Source organism: Devosia rhizoryzae (assembly GCF_016698665.1).
In the GTDB taxonomy this organism is placed as follows: Bacteria; Pseudomonadota; Alphaproteobacteria; order Rhizobiales; family Devosiaceae; genus Devosia; species Devosia rhizoryzae.
In genome coordinates this window covers 2,196,825-2,213,545 of record NZ_CP068046.1, presented here as the reverse complement: position 1 = coordinate 2,213,545, position 16,721 = coordinate 2,196,825, and the positions used below count along the sequence as shown (strand labels likewise).

Sequence of the window (16,721 nt, the reverse complement as noted above, 5' to 3'; positions counted from 1 at the left end):
ATGACCGTAACCACCGAACCTGCTGGCCTGATCAAGCCCAGCGAGCCCCCTGTTGGCCTCTGGACCGACGCCTGGGCGAGGCTGCGCGCCAATCGCATCGCCATGGTCGGCCTTGCAGCAATCTTCATCCTGGTGCTGATCGCTATTTTCGGCCCATTATTGACGCCTTACGATTTCCTCACGCAGTCGCTGGATGCCCGCAATGCGCCACCATCCTGGACCCACTGGCTTGGGACGGATGAACTGGGCCGCGATGTCGCAAGCCGCGTCATTTACGGCACCCGTACCGCCTTTTTCGTCGCCATCATCGTCACAGCCATCTCCGTTTTGATCGGCGCGACGCTTGGCGCCGTTGCTGGCTATGCCGGCGGCAAAATCGACGCCACCATCATGTGGTTCACCGACGTTTTCATGTCAGTGCCCAACCTGCTGCTGGTCATCGTCATCAACACTTCCCTCAAGCCGCAGCTTGGCCGGTGGATGGACAGCATGTACCTGGCCACCGAAAACGTCATCTTCCGCAATACGGTGATCGCCGACTTCATCATGGTCTTTGGCACCATTGCCCTTGTGATGTGGCCGCCCTACGCCCGCACCGTTCGTGCGCAAATCCTCACCGTGCGCAGCCAGCCCTATGTGCTTGCAGCGCGTTCGCTAGGCCTGCCGACACGTCAGATCATTCTGCGCTACCTCATTCCCAATTCGATCGGCCCACTGATCGTCGTGGTCAGCGCCGGACTCGGCGGCGCCATGGTGCTCGAAAGCGCCTTCAGCTTCCTCGGCGTCGGCGTACAGCCACCAACGCCGAGCTGGGGCCTGATGATTTCGGATGGTCTGCGCACCTGGCAGCAATATCCCCACCTTCTGGCAGCGCCAGCTATCGCCCTCGCCATTGCCTCGGTCGCCTTCAGCTTCATCGGCGATGGCCTCAACGACGCTCTAAATCCAAAAGGCGCCAAATAATGTCTTCGGCCCTCCAGACCGCAACTGTTGCGCAAGCCGTCCCTCTTCTGCAGCCACTCACCTTCGTGCAGCCTGGGCGCATAGAATACGGGGCCAACAAGGCGCGCCGCCTTGCCGATTTCGTGCCCCGTTGGGCCGAAAAACGTGTCCTGGTTGTCGCCGACGCGTTCAATGCCGGCCGCGCCGACCTGCTGGCCCTGCCAGGGCAGAGCCACATCTTTTCCGAGGTTAAGCCAGAGCCCGACCTGCCGAACCTTGAACGTCTCATCGATCAGGCCAAAGCGTTTGCTCCCGACGTGATCGTTGGCTTCGGCGGCGGCAGTGCGATGGATCTTGCAAAGCTTGCTGCAGTTCTTTGCGGCAGCACTCAAAAATTTCGCGACATTGTCGGCGTCGACAAAGCGGAGGCGCGCGGCTGCATGCTGGTCGCGATCCCCACCACAGCGGGAACGGGCAGCGAGGTGGGCGCCCGGGCCTTGATTACGGACCCAGCGAGCAAGGCCAAGCTCGCTGCCGATAGCCGGCATATGGTCGCCGACATCGCTATCGTTGACCCGGAGATGACCACGTCCTTGCCAGCGGCCGTCACTGCGGCGACCGGCATAGATGCGCTAGCTCACTGTGTCGAAGCCTTTACCAGCCGGCGGTCGCATCCCTTGGTCGATCTTTACGCCCGCGAAGGTATTAGCCTCGTTGGACGCTATCTTGCCCGCGCCGTGGCTGACGGCTCCGATGTCGAAGCACGCGCCGGCCTTGCAATGGCGGCGCTCTATGGCGGGTTCTGCCTTGGACCGGTCAACACCACCGCCGGCCATGCCCTGTCCTATCCGCTTGGCACCCGTTTCGGGGTTCCGCATGGCCTCGCCAATGCGGTTATTTTCCCGCACACCCTGGCCTTTAACGCGCCGGTACGCCCGGAAAAAAGTCAGCTGGTAGCCGAACTCCTGGGGATCGCCGGTGGCGATCTGCGGGCCGCGAGCTACGACTATTGCGCCGGCCTTGGCGTTGAGATGCAAATGGGCAAGCTTGGGGTTTCCGAGACCGATCTTCCCTCGATGGCGCAGGAAGCTCACGCCATTCGCCGCTTGCTTGATCACAATCCGCGCGACATGAGCGTTGCCGACATCGTTCAAATCTACCGCGCTGCCCTTTAGAGTGAGAGATCGAGGACGCGATCCTCGAACAACCGGTTGCGCGAGCCTTCGAGATGCGTGCGCATCTGCTGCCGCGCGGTTTCCGCATCGCCATCACGAATGCATTCGTAGATATGGCGGTGCTCGTCGAGCACCTTTTCAAGGCCACGACCCGGTCCCATGAGCGCAAGTCCGTGCAGCTTCATGCCGACGGCGATGTGGCTTCGCAAGGCCTGCATGGCGGAGCTGTAATAATGGTTGTTTGAGGCATCAGCGACCGCCTTGTGAAAAGCAAAGTCGGCGTCTTCTCGATGCCGCTGCTGGTCGGTCGCGCTGCTCAAGAGCTCCACCACCTCGCCGATGCTGGAAATAGCGGCTTCGTTCCGTCGCTTCGCCGCAAAAAAGGCAGCCTCGGGCTCGATGGTTAGCCGGAACTCATAGCAGCGCTGAATATCCGCGATGGTTTCGACGGGCGGGAAGCCAAGCGAGCGCGGTTCGGTGCGCAAACGCACGAAACTGCCGGCGCCCTGGCGCGAATAGATCATCCCTTCCTTGCGCAGCCGATCAAGCGCCTCGCGAACGATGGGACGCGAAACATCGAACTGATCTGAAAGTTCTTTCTCGCTTGGCAGCTTCTCGTCGGATGCGTATTCGCCGTTGGAAATCCGGGTCTGCAGCAATTGATACACACGATCGGCAAACAGCGTCCTGTGACGGGGTTCAACATCGAGGCTGCTGCCGGTCTGTGTCATTGATAAATTCCTGCACTCTTGGAGCTGATGTCTGGCGCAACTGGGTGTGCAACTTCGGCGAGCCGCAAAAGATCATCTGGTGTGCCGAACCCACCCGATTTCGTCAATATCGTGAGTGACCGACCACGCAACTGCGCTTCGAAAAGCGGAATACCCGAGGCAGCTTCGCCGCGTAGAAGAAGTGTTGTGATGCCCAGATCATCCAGCACCGTCTGCGCAGTCTCTCCGCCGCACAACAGCACGCTTTCGAAACGATCACGGCGCAACTGCTCGGCGATAGATCGTCCAAACCGCGCCAGCCGTGAGCCGTGCTCTGGATGGTCGGGTTGGCTCATGGCGCGAACCAATGTTATGCGCCTCCACGGCAGGTCGCTTGCGAATGCCCCGTCAGTAGTTCTGACCAGATCGCACCCTGCAAGCGCCGTAAGGCTGTCGACCTGCGCGTGGGTTACCGGGTCATGCGAGCCGATCGCAAACAGCATCGGCGCGCTGGGTTGTAGAAAAGGCGCCGCAGCGCCGTCGGTCAGCGCACGAGCAAGGCCCGCGCCGAGCCCGCTGGCGCCAACGAAGAGAGTGGTGCTGGAGTCAATCCGGCGGGCAATGCGCTCCATGTCCTCGTTGGTAGCACTATCGGGGATGGAAAGGCTTTCAATGCCGTCGACACGGGATGCGATATCGATTGGCGCGAGCACACCGCTGCCAACAATCAAGCCATTCCGGACAAGCCGCCCCTGCGCCGGAACACCCGGCGCCACGACTACGTCTCTTCTGCCGAAAGCCTTAAGACAAGTTTGAATGCCGAGCCGCACATGCCCCTTGAGCCGGGAGTCAATCTTGTTGAAAACGATGGCAGGCCTGGCCTCGGCCAGTTTGGACGCCGCTTCCGCCATCCGTTGCGCTGCCGCCCCGGCGGGCAGTTCGCGACTGGCGGTAGTGACGCAAACGACTTCGGCGCCTGCCTGGAGTGCGTAAGGCAACCCGGCCAGTGACACGGCGATCTGAACCTTCAGCCCAAGGCGTGCAAACGGCGCCGACACATCCAGGGCGCCAGTAAGATCGTCAGCAACAATGGCAACAAGCAGAGCGATGGACCTGATCCTCAACACCAGACCCTTCTGGTTGTAAACTCGGATGCCAACCTGTCAAATTATTTCGGTCGAAACTCACATGCAAGCCGCTTCAATCTCGAGAAAGACCCGGAAATCCAAGCCTTTTCCAAGGGAAGGCGCCATGCTCACTTGTAAATAGAACCTTGACAATCCTTGTACTGCGTTTCTTTATGCGCACACCACCGTAGAGGAGCCACATCAATGATCAACCCGGTTCTTTCTGTATCGGGCCTCAAGACTGCCTTCCGCACGCGTGGCGAGTGGTCCGAGGTTGTTCACGGAATCGATTTTTCGGTCGGCCCACGCGAAACGGTGGCGGTGGTTGGTGAATCCGGGTCCGGCAAAAGCGTCACCGCCATGTCGATCATGCAGCTTCACAATCCAGGGCTGACCCGGATCGAGGGCAGTATAAAGCTCGATGGGCGTGAACTTCTCAGCCTCACCGACGCGCAGATGAACGACGTGCGCGGCAAGCAGATCGGCATGATTTTTCAGGAGCCGATGACCAGCCTCAACCCTGTAATGCCCATCGGCGAGCAGATCGTCGAAGCGCTCTTGGCGCATCGCGCTTTGTCGCGGACGGCCGCCAAGGCCGAGGCGATCCGGCAGCTCGACCGCGTTCGTATCCCAGATGCCGCTCGCCGCTTTGGCGAATATGCACATCAATTTTCCGGCGGCATGCGTCAGCGCGTGATGATCGCTATGGCTCTCGCTTGTGGACCGAAGCTGCTGATCGCGGACGAACCGACGACCGCGCTCGACGTCACCATCCAGGCGCAAATCCTTGAATTGATCAAGCAATTGCAGGCCGAAGAGAACATGTCGGTCCTGTTCATCACCCACGACATGGGCGTAGTGGCCGAAATCGCGGACCGCACGGTGGTGATGCGGCATGGCGTTGTGGTCGAGGATCGTCCGACGACCGAAATCTTTACGACGCCCGAGCAGCCCTATACCAAGGCGCTCCTCTCGGCCGTTCCCAAGCTAGGCTCGATGACTGGTGAGCCGCGTCCCCGCCGCTTTGCCATCGCCGATGCCAAAACTGGCCAGCTGGGCGAAGCCGCAGCCAGTGTCGACACCATCGACCACGCCGCGCCGCCCGTGCTCGAGGTTAACAATCTTTCGACCCGCTTTTCCATTCGCTCCGGCATGCTGGGCCGCGTCTCAGGACGCGTCCATGCGGTCGAAAATATCTCGTTCACGCTCAAGCGCGGCGAAACGCTTTCGCTGGTCGGTGAATCGGGCTGCGGCAAGTCGACGACCGGCCTTTCCATCCTTCAGCTGGTGACCCCGGTTGCAGGTTCGGTAAAGCTTGAAGGCGAAGAAATCGCCGGGCTCAACGAAGACGAGATGCGCGCCAAGCGCCATCGCATGCAAATGATCTTCCAGGACCCGTTTGCCAGCCTCAATCCGCGCATGACGGTGGGCACCGCCATCGCCGAACCGATGCTGTTGCACAACATGGCAAGTGCTTCGGAAGCCCCCAGCCGGGTTTCGGCGCTGCTGGAGCGCGTCGGGCTTTCCCCATCCATGGCGACACGCTATCCGCATCAGCTTTCCGGCGGCCAACGCCAGCGCATCTGCATCGCGCGCGCCCTGGCGGTTGAGCCAAGCGTCATCGTTGCCGACGAAAGCGTCTCGGCACTGGACGTTTCGGTGAAGGCGCAGGTGGTCAACCTGCTTCTCGAGCTGCAGGAAAGCCTGCGGCTGTCCTACCTGTTTATTTCCCATGACATGGCGGTCGTGGAGCGCGTCAGCCACCGCGTGGCCGTTATGTATTTGGGGGAGATCGTTGAAATCGGCCTGCGCGCCGATATCTTCGCCAATCCGCAGCACCCCTACACGAAAAAGCTGCTTGCAGCTGTCCCAGTGGCCGACCCGGCGCAGCGTCATCGCATGCGCGGACTGACCAATGAAGATATTCGCAGCCCCATGCGGCCGGCCGATTACGCGCCGCCCCTCCGCAACTACCAGGAAGTCGCTGACGGACACTTCGTCATGGCTTTTGAGCCAGTCTAAGCTCGGGCATATCCTAGAGAGGCGTTGGGATGAGCAATAAACTGACCAAGCTATTGCTCGCCCACCGCAAGGCGGGCACCACGGTGGATGCCTTGCCGGCAGAACTGGTACCGGCCGATCTGAAATCGGCCTATGCCATCCAGGACGAAACCATCGTCGCGCTGGGCAAGGTTGGCGCCTGGAAAGTCGCACCCTTTCCGGAGACAGGCGAGCCAGCCTGCTCGCCACTTCTCGCCAGCGCTATTCATCCCGACGGCGTCCGGCTCAGACACAGCGACCTGCCCGGACTGGCTATCGAGGTCGAAGTCGCCGTAAAACTCTCCCGCGATCTGCGCGGCACGGCGAGCGAGGACGAGGTCCGGGCCGCGATCGGTTCGGTGCACCCGGCGTTAGAATTGCTGTCATCGCGTTTCGCCGATCGAAGGTCGGTGCCGCAGTTGGCAGCTTTTGCCGACTTGCAAAGCAATGGCGCCATCGTGCTCGGCGCTCCGGTGTCCTTCGCGACACTTCCCGAATTTGGCAACCAGGCAATGACCTTGTCGCTCGACGGTCGGCATGGCGCTTCCACGGAGAGTGGGCCGACAACATCCAACATGCTGTCAGCACTTACATGGCTCGTCAGACACAGCGCTGCCCGGAACACGCCGCTGACCGCAGGAATGGTGGTCATCACTGGTGCTCGCCTGGGACCAGTTGTGTTTCAAGGTACGCATGCGGAAGCTCAAGCGCCGGGTTTAGGATCGGTAAAGGCGTCTTTCACCGAGCGATAGGACACCCACCGCCGAGGTGTCGGTGATCTGGGATCGCGAACTTGGCGCAATCGCTCAACTCGATGCGGCTCAGCCCAAGATGGTGGTCGCACACCGCAGGCTGCGATTGATGCGGTCATCCGCGTTGTAGACGGCACTGTTGAGTAGTCTACCGGTGCCGGATTTGACAAATTGGAAAATATGGCCATGATCTCCGCCATGAGCCATAAGTCATTTATCAATCGCCAACTGATTTCCGGTCGTCGCCAGGCAGGCTGATTGCCTGGTGCTGCTACCTGCCTGCAAGGCAAGAGTGGCGCCAGGGTGCTCTAAATTTCCGAAATTATCATCTCGCAGGTTTCGCCAACAGCATTGGTTGGTGTTGACGTGCGACTATATGAGGAACACGCGATGACTATTCTTATTTCTTCTTGCGTTCCGAACTCTTCGAAAGCGCCTGGTTGCGCCGTTCGAGCCGGACGCTAAGGGCCGATCATGCAGGTCTTGAGATTTTGCCGGTCCTGTTCAGGACCGCGACCACGCGCGGCTCGTCGTTGTCCATGGTGCTTGAAGGACTATTCCTCAAGCCGTTCAACTCCGGAACACCTCTTCGCAACGTTCGACCGCAGTGGCGCCAAGGGAAGATTGCAAAAATGACGGCCTTGATCGTGCCGATGATGCAATCGCCAGACATTCTGGTGGGTGAAAGAGAGCGCCAACGCTTGGTAGTGGCGGCCTTGACGGACATCACTCAAGATGCAGACCGCATCGATTTCCTGCTCTACGAACTCGACCGAGCAAAGGTCATTCCTGACGATCGCCTGCCTTTCGACGTTGTGCGGCTCAACAGCATCGTCCGCTTCAGGTCAGAGGACGGGGAGTGCACGGTGAAGCTGGTCGTGCCCGACGAAAATGGCCGCATCGGTCAAGCAAGCTATCGACTATCGGTGACCTCTCGACATGGGGCCGCACTCCTTGGGTTGCGTCCCGGCCAAACTTTGTCCTGGCTCAGCCCTGAGGGAATATCGAGCTGGGTGGAAGTAGTCTCGGTCGCGAACGCGCCCAACCGCCACGTTTATTGAACCGCGAAAGAACACGAAAATGCACAGCCGAACCCTGAGGCCGAAGATCGTTGTCGCCGCAACAGAACACCGTCAGTTGCTCGCCATGGCCGCCGGCGGCTCATCAGTAGCTGCGGAAACCCTATTAGACGAGATGGAGCGAGCGCACATCGTCCCCGATGCCAAGCTACCGACTGACACTGTGCGGATGGGATCTCGAGTGCAGTACCGCACGAGCGAAGGCGATCTTACTGAAGTGACTTTGGTCTATCCTTCCGAGGCCGACATTTCCGCCGGCAGGGTATCGGTGCTGACCCCCGTCGGCGCAGCCCTGATTGGTCTTCGTGTTGGCCAATCGATCACATGGCTCGCTCGTGACGGTAAAAAGCATGTGCTGACGGTCTTGTCCGTTATTCAGCTTGAGAGCGTTCGCTAACATTGGCAGGGCATCAAGCGACGCTGCCGGCGACAATTGATACGAAGCTGCGGGCACAAGTGGTGTCTGCAGCATTCGCCCAAGCCTGGGATCAGATCACAGGGCGGGTTTGCTGTGGCTTTGTAGATGATCGACGCGGACTGACCCGGAGCAAAGACCAGAAGCGAGTTGATGCGCTGCCGAGCCCGAAGGTTTCAAAACGGATCATGGAGCTGCGGGCGGGGGTGGTTGACATTTGGTGTGGCTGCGGTAACGTTCCCACGAGGCTGGAGGAGGATCTGGCTTTTGGGAAGAGTTATGGGACCGAGCCGGAATCGACGGCCTACCATTATTGATGTTGCCGAGCGCGCGGGAGTGTCCAAGAGCACTGCGGCGCGGGCGCTCGCGGGTTCGTCCAATATTACCGAGGAAACGCGGGAGCGCGTGGTCAAGGCGGCCGAGGCCGTGGGTTACGAGCGCAATCACCTGGCTGTGGGTATGCGATCGGGCCGCAGCGGCATGCTGGGGCTGGTTATTCCAGATATCACCAATCCGTTCTGGGCCGATGTGGCGCGTGGGGCGCAGGATCGGGCGACGCGGGCAGGGGCTTCGCTTCTGGTCTTCTCGTCCGATTGGGATCCCGAGGCGGAGGCGGCGCATTTGCGCACGCTACGCCGGGCGCGCGTCGACGGCGCCATCGTCAATCCGGTTTCCGACAGTTTCGACGATCTCGACCGCTTTGGTCTCCCTTGCGTCTTTATCGGGTCGAGCGCCGAGCGTTTCCCGGGCATTTCAAGCGTCGGCTCCGATATTGCTCAAGCCGTGCGCCTGGGTCTGGACCACCTTGTTGGCAAAGGACATCTCGCACCGGCCTTGATCCTCGGGCCGAAGTCTCGCCTTGCCCGGGCGCGATTTCTGCGCGCTGTGCACGAACATTGCGTCGAGCGCGATATCGATCCGGCGATCCTGCCGATCGAGGACGGTGAATATACGGTGGAGGGCGGGCGCGAGGCGATGAAGCGCCTTTTGGCGCAGCCACGCGTCGGCCATCTTGCGGTTTTCGCGGCCAATGACATGATGGCCCTGGGCGCCATGATGGCCGTGCGCGACGCCGGGCTCGATTGCCCGCGCGATGTGTCGATCCTCGGGTTTGACGGCATTCCGTCGGGCGAGTTCGCCTGGCCGGGGCTGACGACTGTCGCCAAGCCCGGCCGCGCGATCGGCGAGCGGGCAGTCGAGGGTCTCTTCGACGAGATCGAACACAAGCCGGAACACCGGCGCATCTACATGCCATGCCGCCTCTTAGAGCGGGGATCACTCGCCGATCTGTCGAGCATGGCGCCCAAGCGAGTTGCTGGGGCAGGGAGGAGCTAGGCATGGTTGCCAAGGACGGGCAAAAGGTCGCTGCCGTACTCTCGGATGGGAACGTTCCCGGAAGCCGGGAGGGTCTGCATGAACGGGTCCTGGACAAACGTTCAGGAGCGGCATCCGCACAAGACTGGCGTGCCAAGTTGCGCCAGTGGTGGCCCTACTACGCCATGATGGCGCCGGGCCTCCTCTTCTTCTTCATCTGGCACTACGTCCCGATCTGGGAAGCCAAGATGGCTTTCGAGCAGGTGCGCATCATCCCGCCCAATATCTGGGTGGGGCTCAAGAACTTCCAGCAGCTGTTCGCGTCGCCGATCTTCTATCAGGTGCTGGCCAATACGCTGATCATCTCGGCGATGAAGATCGCCTTCGTTTTTCCCGTGCCGATCATCGTCGCGCTGCTGCTCAACGAAATCCGCAACGGCAAACTGCGCGGCACCATCCAGTCGGCGATCTACCTGCCGCATTTCTTGTCCTGGGTGGTGATCGCCGGCGTGTTCATCGCGCTTCTGTCCCCGACCGATGGCGCTGTGGGACAGATCCAGCAGGCCATGGGCTTCGGATCGCCGAGCAACTACCTCACCAATCCCGGCTCGATCCGCTGGGTTCTGGTGATCTCCGAAATCTGGCGGTCCGCCGGCTGGGACAGCTTGCTGTATCTGGCCGCGATCTTTGCCATCGACCCGCAGCTTTACGAAGCGGCCGAGATCGATGGCGCCAGCCGCTGGCAGAAGATCTGGCACGTGACCATTCCGGGCATCGTGCCGACCATCGCGACGCTGTTCATTCTCAACATGGGACTGTTCCTGAGCGCCGACCTCAATCAGGTCATCAACTTCCAGAACGACGTCAACGCATCCACGATCGACATCCTCGACACCTATGTCTACCGGCTCGGCCTTTCGACGGGCGAGTATGCGCTGGCGACGGCGGCGGGGCTCTTCAAGGCGGTAATCGGCATGGTCCTGATCGTCACCTCGCATCTCGTCAGCAAGCGCCTGACCGGAAAGGGAGTATGGTGATGGCCAGCCAGTCCCGCCGCACCCCGCTCGAGCGGATCGAATATATCCTCATCGTTTCGACGCTGTTGTTGCTGACGGTCTTTACGCTACAGCCGCTGCTCAACTTACTGGCGCTATCGTTCACCGAACCAAGTCGCGTCGCCGGGTTCTCGGGTCTCTCGATCATCCCGGATGGGTTCTCGCTCGAAGTCTGGTCGCTGTTGCTGCAGCACCCCAATGTGCAGCGCGGCCTCTTTAACTCCATCTGGATGACGGCAACCAGCGTCACCATCGGCGTTCTTGGCACCGCGCTCATGGCCTGGGGCCTGTCGCGGCCGGGTCTTCCGGGCCGCCGCTTCATCTTCATTGCGGTGCTGGTGACGATCGTTTTCGAGCCGGGCATCATCCCCGACTACTTCCTGATGAAGCGGCTGGGCCTGCTCAACACGCCCTGGGCCGTGATCATGTATAAGGTGGTCAGCGCCTGGTACCTGATCATCCTCGTGCGCTTCTTCGAGGAGATCCCCAAGGAGCTGCTGGAAGCGGCAGAGCTCGACGGCGCCAACCCGTTCCAGACCTTTTTCCTGGTCGTGCTGCCGCTGGCCAAGTCAGCGCTTGCCACCATCGCGCTCTTCTATCTCGTGCTGCACTGGAACGAGTTCTTCCGGTCCATGATCTACCTCAACGATCAGACCAAGTGGCCGCTCCAGGTGGTGCTGCGCCAGTTCGTCATCGAGGGCGACCGTGTAGCCATCGTTGGCGCCGCCAATGCCAGCGGCAATATCGGCGCCGCCCAGATCAACATCCGCGCCCTCAAGGCCGGCATGATCTTCATCACCATCCTGCCCATTCTGGCGATTTATCCCTTGATCCTGAAGTTCTTCACCAAGGGAACGATGTCGGGGGCACTCAAGGGATGAGGGATGGTCGCGCCAAGAGCCCCCACCCGGCCTCCCCCGTAAGGCGGGGGAGGAGTGGTCCGGTGGTTGGCGCAAGTGGTGCCACAGACGCCGAACTGGCTCCTCCCTCTTCTGAAGGGGGAGGTTGGGTGGGGGTGCCACCACCCAAAAAGAATTCCGCGCAAGCGGTGTGACGACGAAACGGAGGAGACAAACAATGACGTTCAAGAAACTGCTTCTGGCCACGACGGCCACGGCCATTTTGGGGGCGAGCATCGCGCCAGCCATGGCGCAGACGACGTTGCGCCTGGTCAGCAAGGATCTGCTGACCACCAACCCCGATGACGTGCGGCTGATCGAGGAGATCGAAGCGGGGCTCAAGGCCAAGGGCCACGACATCGACATCCAGACCATCGACCTGCCCAGCGGCACCGCGGCCTATGCCGATGCACTCGGCGTCATGCTGTTGTCGGGCGATATTCCCGATGTGATCTACTTCCAGGGCGGCGACCAGAAGATGGCCGAACAGGGTATTCTCGAAGACCTGACGCCCTGGATCGAAGGCTCCGAAAACATCAAGGCCGCGCTTTGGCCGCACAATGTCGACCGCCTCGCCAACTATCCTTACCTGCTCTATATCTACCCGCCGCGCGGACCGCAGCCGGTGATCCGTCAGGATTGGCTCGATGAACTCGGCCTCGAAGCCCCGACCACGGTCGAGGAATATGAAGCCCTGTTCCAGGCCATCCACGATGCCGATCTCGACGGCGACGGCACGCCGGGCAATACGCTGGGCCTGACCGGCTTTGGCAATACGAGCGAACTCGACTCCATCTTCAACCAGGCGTTCGGCGTCACCGGCACCTGGATGAAGAATGCCGAAGGGCAGTGGGTCAATTCGCGCGTCACTGACGCCGAAAAGGCCAAGATCGAGTTCTATGCGCGTCTGGCCGAAAAGGGTCTGTTCGACAAGGAATTCGTCACCAACACCTTCGACGTCAAGGAAGACAAGTTCTACACCGGCAAGGCCGGGGTGATCTTCGGCTCCTCGCCCGAAGTCATCGACATCTATGCCGGCAAGATGCGCCAGGCCCATCCTGGCGAAGAGATCGAACTGGCCGTTCTGCCGGCGCCAACCGGTCCTGGCGGACAGGGTCTGGCTGCGGTTGACGTTTCCAAGGAATCGCGCGGTTGGGCGATCTCCTCGCTGTCCGAGAACAAGGAAGCAGCCGTCGCGCTGCTCGACTTCATGGCGTCCAAGGAAGGCCAGGACCTCGAACGCCTGGGCTTTGCCGATGTGCACCACACGGTGGGCGCAGATGGCGCGGTGACCTTCACCGACCAGATTTCGACTTGGTATGCGCGCTTCTTCAACGCCGCCAACTGGACCCCGCCGACCCCGCTGCTGTCGCCGACGGCGCAGACCGCACTCGACAACATCAAGAACGGCTTTACGGCAGACAATGCTTTTGTCTGGCCGGCCGAATATGCCGCCGAAGTCGATGCCGCCGAGCAGGTCTATCGCTCCTGGGTTGCCCGCTTCGTGACGGGTGAAGCCAGTCTCGACCAGTGGCAGCAATTCGTCGACGAGTACAACGCCGCGGGCGGTGCACGCATGGCGGAATATGCGGCGACGGTTCTGGGCGGCTAGCTCCGCAACGACTCCTCCCCCTCCTTAAGGGGGAGGTTGGGTGGGGGTTCTTCGCCTTCCGCAACCTCCCAACACGTGGAAGCGCCAGCACCCCCACCCCGACCCTCCCCCTGAAGAAGGGGGAGGAGTCGACTGAAACGTCAGTGACTGATAGATAAATCGAAAGACCTATGCCGATGACCCCAACCCTCCAGTCTCGCATTCGCGGCATGTTGCATGGCATTGCGCTGGGCGATGCGCTTGGGGCGCCGGTGGAAAAGCTGTCTGCCGCGCAGATTCGCGAGCGCTATGGGCGGGTGACGTCGGTGATGACGCGCTGGCACAAGATGGACCTGCCGGCAGCCGAACGGAACCATCGCATTCGCGGCGACGGCATCGTCACCGACGATACGCTGATGACGCTGGCGCTGATGGATATCTATGCCGAGACCGGCCGGCATCTCGATGCCTGGGACATGGCCGACGGCATGGTGCGCCAGATCGCCTGGACACCGCGCTGGGTGCCCGAGCTCGATCGCGAAGCCATGCTGATCGACCGCTTGTTCTATCCAGAAAAGTGGATTTTCCAGCGTCACCAGCTCAGCAATTGCGATCCCCGACAGGGCGGCATTGGCAACATGGTGAATTGCGGCGCGGCCATGTATATCGCGCCGATCGGCGTGGTGAACGCTGCCGACCCGCGCGCGGCCTATGAGGAGGCCATCGCCTTTGCCGCAGGGCACCAGGAAAGCTACGGGCTCGAAGCCGCCGGAGTGATGGCCGCAGCTGTCGCGGCAGCTTTTGTGCCCAACACTACCATCGAGGCGATCGTCGACACCGTTCTGAGCCTGGCCAAGGACGGCACCCGTGCCGCGATTGCCGATATCGCCGAAACCGCGCGACGCCTGCGCGGGCAGCGGGATGACCATGAAGCGGTCTACAAGGCCTTCCACGAGGTGATCGGCCACTATTCGGTTATGGGCGACGACGTCAATCATCGCTCCGACAAGGCAGGCCGCCTGTCCGACGCCTACCGCCCGAGCCGGTTGATGGCGATCGAGGAACTGCCGCTGGCCTTGGGCTTCTGCCTGCTGAACGACGGCGATTTCCGCACCAGCATCGTCGACGGTATCAATTCAGGCCGCGACACGGACTCCATCGGCGTCATGGCCGGCGCAATCCTTGGCGCCATGCATGGCGAGGCCGTGATCGAAAGCGAGGACGCGGCGCAGATCGACCGGGCCAACCGGATGCCTCTGCAAGCTTCAGCGGACGCCTTCGCGGATGTTGCGAGAAAAATCATCGCCGCCGATCGGGCGGCATCGGAGGCGCGCTGGGTGGCCAGGGCGGAACTGGGTTTGGCCTGATGAAACAAACAGTAGACCTCATCCTGAGCCTGTCGAAGGACGAGGTCGTGCCCGGATATCTCCACTCGCCCGACCCCGTGGTTCGACAAGCTCACCATTAGGTCTTCGCGAATTCGCGCCTTCTCGGCGCATAGACTCGAAAGACGACGATGCTCTCTGAAACTCAAATCCTCGAAAAGATCTATGCCGGCTTTATCGGCAAGGCCATTGGCGTGCGTCTCGGCGCCCCGGTGGAGCCAACCATCTGGAGCTACGAACGCATCCAGAAGACCTATGGCGAGGTGACCCAGTACCTGCGCGATTTCAAAAATTTCGCCGCGGACGACGACACCAACGGGCCCGTCTATTTCATTCGTGCGCTGCGAGACTATGGCCTGGGCGCGACGGCCGAGGACGTCGGCAAGACCTGGCTCAATTATGCCGCCGAAGAGCATGGCATGTATTGGTGGGGCGGCTTCGGCATATCGACCGAGCACACGGCCTATCGCAATCTTCGCGCCGGTATTCCAGCGCCGCAGTCTGGCTCGATTGCGCAGAACGGCACCACCGTCGCAGAGCAGATCGGCGGTCAGATCTTCATCGACTCGTGGGGCTGGGTAAACCCGGGCAATCCGCAGCGTGCCGCGGACATGTCGGCCATGGCTGCGTCTGTCGCCCATGACGGCGACGGTCTCAACGGCGCCCGCTTCTGCGCGGCGGCGATCGCGGCGGCCTTTGAGGCAACGAGCATCGACGAGATCGTCGAAACGGCGATGGCGACCGTCGATGCCAGTTCGACCTATGCGCGAGTGTGCCGGGCTGTCATCGACTTCCACAAGGCCAATCCCGACGACTGGCGCGCCTGCCGCGACATGCTGACGGCGGACTGGGGCTATGATCGCTATCCGGGAGTGTGCCACATCATCCCCAATGCCGGGGTGACCATCATGGCCATCCTCTATGGCAAGGGCGACCTGCCGCGCACGGCCGAGATCGCCACCATGGCGGGCTGGGACACCGACTGCAATGCCGGCAATGCCGCAGCGATCGTTGCGACCTTCCAGGGGCTGGATGAAGGCTGGGGCAAGTATCGGAAGCCGATCAACGATTTTCTCGTGGCCTCCGGCATCGTCGGCACCATCAACATCGTGGATATCCCGAGCTTTGCGCGCGAGCTGACCGTCTTGGCATTGCAGCTGGCCGGACGCGAGGTTCCCGCGCTTTGGCTTGAGGATTTCACTCGCCGCGGGCTGCGCTTCGACTTCGACCTGCCGGGCTCGACGCATGGCTTCCGCACCGAGGGGTTCAACCAGATCTCACTGCGTCATTCGGGCGAACGGCATGTCGACGGTTCGCGCGGCTCGCTCGAAATCCAGCTCGATCGGCTGGAGCGCGGGCAGGGTGGTCGGGTGTTCTGGAAGCCCTTCTACCGCCGCAGCGATTTCGACGACGAGCGCTATCGCCCGATGTTCTCGCCGGTGGTGGATGCGGGGCAGACCGTCAGCTTCAAGCTCTGGCTCGATCCCTGGAACGGCGACGGCAACCTGCGCGTGGCGCCTTACGTGCGGCGCACGATGAGCGGCGCCATCGAGGAGACGGGTGCATGGGACGTGCCCTCGGCGGAAGGCTGGCAGGACTATAGCTTCGTCGTGCCGGAGGGCGTCGAGGCGATCGACGAGATCGGGATCTCGATCGAATATTTCGGGCGGCTGAAGTTTTTGGGCCGGCTGTTTCTTGCCGATTTCCGTGTCGATGGGGCGGGACACACCGTTATCGAGCCAGAAACCGAGGTGCAGGAATGGGGCGCCATTTCCCGCTTCACCTTCAATCGCGGTCACTGGACCAAGAGCTTTGGCCGCATCCAGGGCCATACGGCGACCGATGCCGATATGTGGACCGGGCACTATTATGCCCGGGACGTCGTGGTGAAAACCGATGTGCAGCGGCTGTCGGGTGCATCGCAGCTGGTGACAGCGCGGGTGCAAGGCACCGGGCGCTTCTATGCGGCGGGCTTTGAGGGCGACGAGGTGGTGATCCTCAAGGAGGATTTCGGATCGACCGTCCTCGCCCGCGCGCCGTTTAAGCCGGAGATCGGGCGGAGCTATGAGTTTGCGCTGACGGCCAAGGGCGACAAGCTTAGCTTTGCGGTTGACGGGCAGGAGCTCCTGACGGCGACCGATGGTGACTACGAATACGGCATGGCCGGCATTCGGCTCGGCGCGATCGGACGGCTGAGCATGGGTCGGTTCGAGATCATCGAAACGGCATAACGGGAG

14 protein-coding genes are annotated in these 16,721 nt (G+C 61.4%); 12 read left to right on the top strand and 2 right to left on the bottom strand.

From position 1 onward, the window contains the following. Complete coding sequence (locus tag JI748_RS10975) at positions 1–963, top strand: ABC transporter permease (RefSeq protein WP_201630474.1); 963 nt, start codon at positions 1–3, stop codon at positions 961–963. Beyond that, positions 963–2,117, top strand: coding sequence for an iron-containing alcohol dehydrogenase (locus JI748_RS10970; protein ID WP_201630472.1), 1,155 nt, complete (start codon positions 963–965; stop codon positions 2,115–2,117). The genes JI748_RS10975 and JI748_RS10970 overlap by 1 nt, the downstream gene beginning before the upstream one ends. Here the strand turns inward: JI748_RS10970 and JI748_RS10965 are convergent. Both JI748_RS10965 and JI748_RS10960 read right to left on the bottom strand, forming a co-directional pair. Further along, positions 2,114–2,848 carry a FadR/GntR family transcriptional regulator gene (locus tag JI748_RS10965; RefSeq protein ID WP_201630470.1) on the bottom strand — a complete coding sequence of 245 codons (735 nt, stop codon included), beginning with the start codon at positions 2,846–2,848 and terminating at the stop codon, positions 2,114–2,116. The two genes, JI748_RS10970 and JI748_RS10965, sit on opposite strands and share 4 nt — an antisense overlap. Next, positions 2,845–3,954 carry a four-carbon acid sugar kinase family protein gene (locus JI748_RS10960; RefSeq protein WP_201630468.1) on the bottom strand — a complete coding sequence of 370 codons (1,110 nt, stop codon included), beginning with the start codon at positions 3,952–3,954 and terminating at the stop codon, positions 2,845–2,847. The genes JI748_RS10965 and JI748_RS10960 overlap by 4 nt, the downstream gene beginning before the upstream one ends. Before the next feature lie 204 nt (positions 3,955–4,158). Between JI748_RS10960 and JI748_RS10955 the strand changes: the two genes are divergently transcribed. The 10 genes from JI748_RS10955 to JI748_RS10910 all read left to right on the top strand — a co-directional run bounded on the left by JI748_RS10955 (position 4,159) and on the right by JI748_RS10910 (position 16,715). Next, the gene (locus tag JI748_RS10955; RefSeq protein ID WP_201630466.1) at positions 4,159–5,976 is read left to right on the top strand and encodes an ABC transporter ATP-binding protein; all 1,818 of its coding nucleotides are present in this window, start codon (positions 4,159–4,161) and stop codon (positions 5,974–5,976) included. 29 nt (positions 5,977–6,005) lie between these two features. Then, positions 6,006–6,746, top strand: a complete 741-nt coding sequence (locus tag JI748_RS10950; RefSeq protein ID WP_201630464.1) for a 2-keto-4-pentenoate hydratase — start codon at positions 6,006–6,008, stop codon at positions 6,744–6,746. Between the two features lie 410 nt (positions 6,747–7,156). Continuing rightward, a complete protein-coding gene (locus JI748_RS10945; RefSeq protein WP_201630455.1) occupies positions 7,157–7,807 on the top strand; it encodes a GreA/GreB family elongation factor in 651 nt (216 codons plus the stop codon). A 19-nt stretch (positions 7,808–7,826) separates the two neighbouring features. Beyond that, positions 7,827–8,222, top strand: coding sequence for a nucleoside diphosphate kinase regulator (gene rnk / locus JI748_RS10940; RefSeq protein ID WP_201630453.1), 396 nt, complete (start codon positions 7,827–7,829; stop codon positions 8,220–8,222). Positions 8,223–8,519: 297 nt separating this feature from the next. Next, positions 8,520–9,575 (top strand): LacI family DNA-binding transcriptional regulator, encoded by a 1,056-nt coding sequence (locus JI748_RS10935; RefSeq protein ID WP_201630451.1) that lies wholly within the window; start codon positions 8,520–8,522, stop codon positions 9,573–9,575. Positions 9,576–9,577: 2 nt separating this feature from the next. Further along, complete coding sequence (locus tag JI748_RS10930) at positions 9,578–10,591, top strand: ABC transporter permease (protein ID WP_201630449.1); 1,014 nt, start codon at positions 9,578–9,580, stop codon at positions 10,589–10,591. Then, complete coding sequence (locus JI748_RS10925; protein WP_201630448.1) at positions 10,591–11,490, top strand: carbohydrate ABC transporter permease; 900 nt, start codon at positions 10,591–10,593, stop codon at positions 11,488–11,490. The genes JI748_RS10930 and JI748_RS10925 overlap by 1 nt, the downstream gene beginning before the upstream one ends. 196 nt (positions 11,491–11,686) lie before the next feature. Continuing rightward, positions 11,687–13,120, top strand: a complete 1,434-nt coding sequence (locus JI748_RS10920; protein WP_233280501.1) for an extracellular solute-binding protein — start codon at positions 11,687–11,689, stop codon at positions 13,118–13,120. A 176-nt stretch (positions 13,121–13,296) separates the two neighbouring features. Next, complete coding sequence (locus JI748_RS10915; protein WP_233280500.1) at positions 13,297–14,466, top strand: ADP-ribosylglycohydrolase family protein; 1,170 nt, start codon at positions 13,297–13,299, stop codon at positions 14,464–14,466. Positions 14,467–14,615: 149 nt separating this feature from the next. Continuing rightward, entirely contained in the window at positions 14,616–16,715 is a 2,100-nt protein-coding gene (locus JI748_RS10910) for an ADP-ribosylglycohydrolase family protein (RefSeq protein ID WP_201630438.1), read from the top strand. Positions 16,716–16,721: the final 6 nt, after the last annotated feature.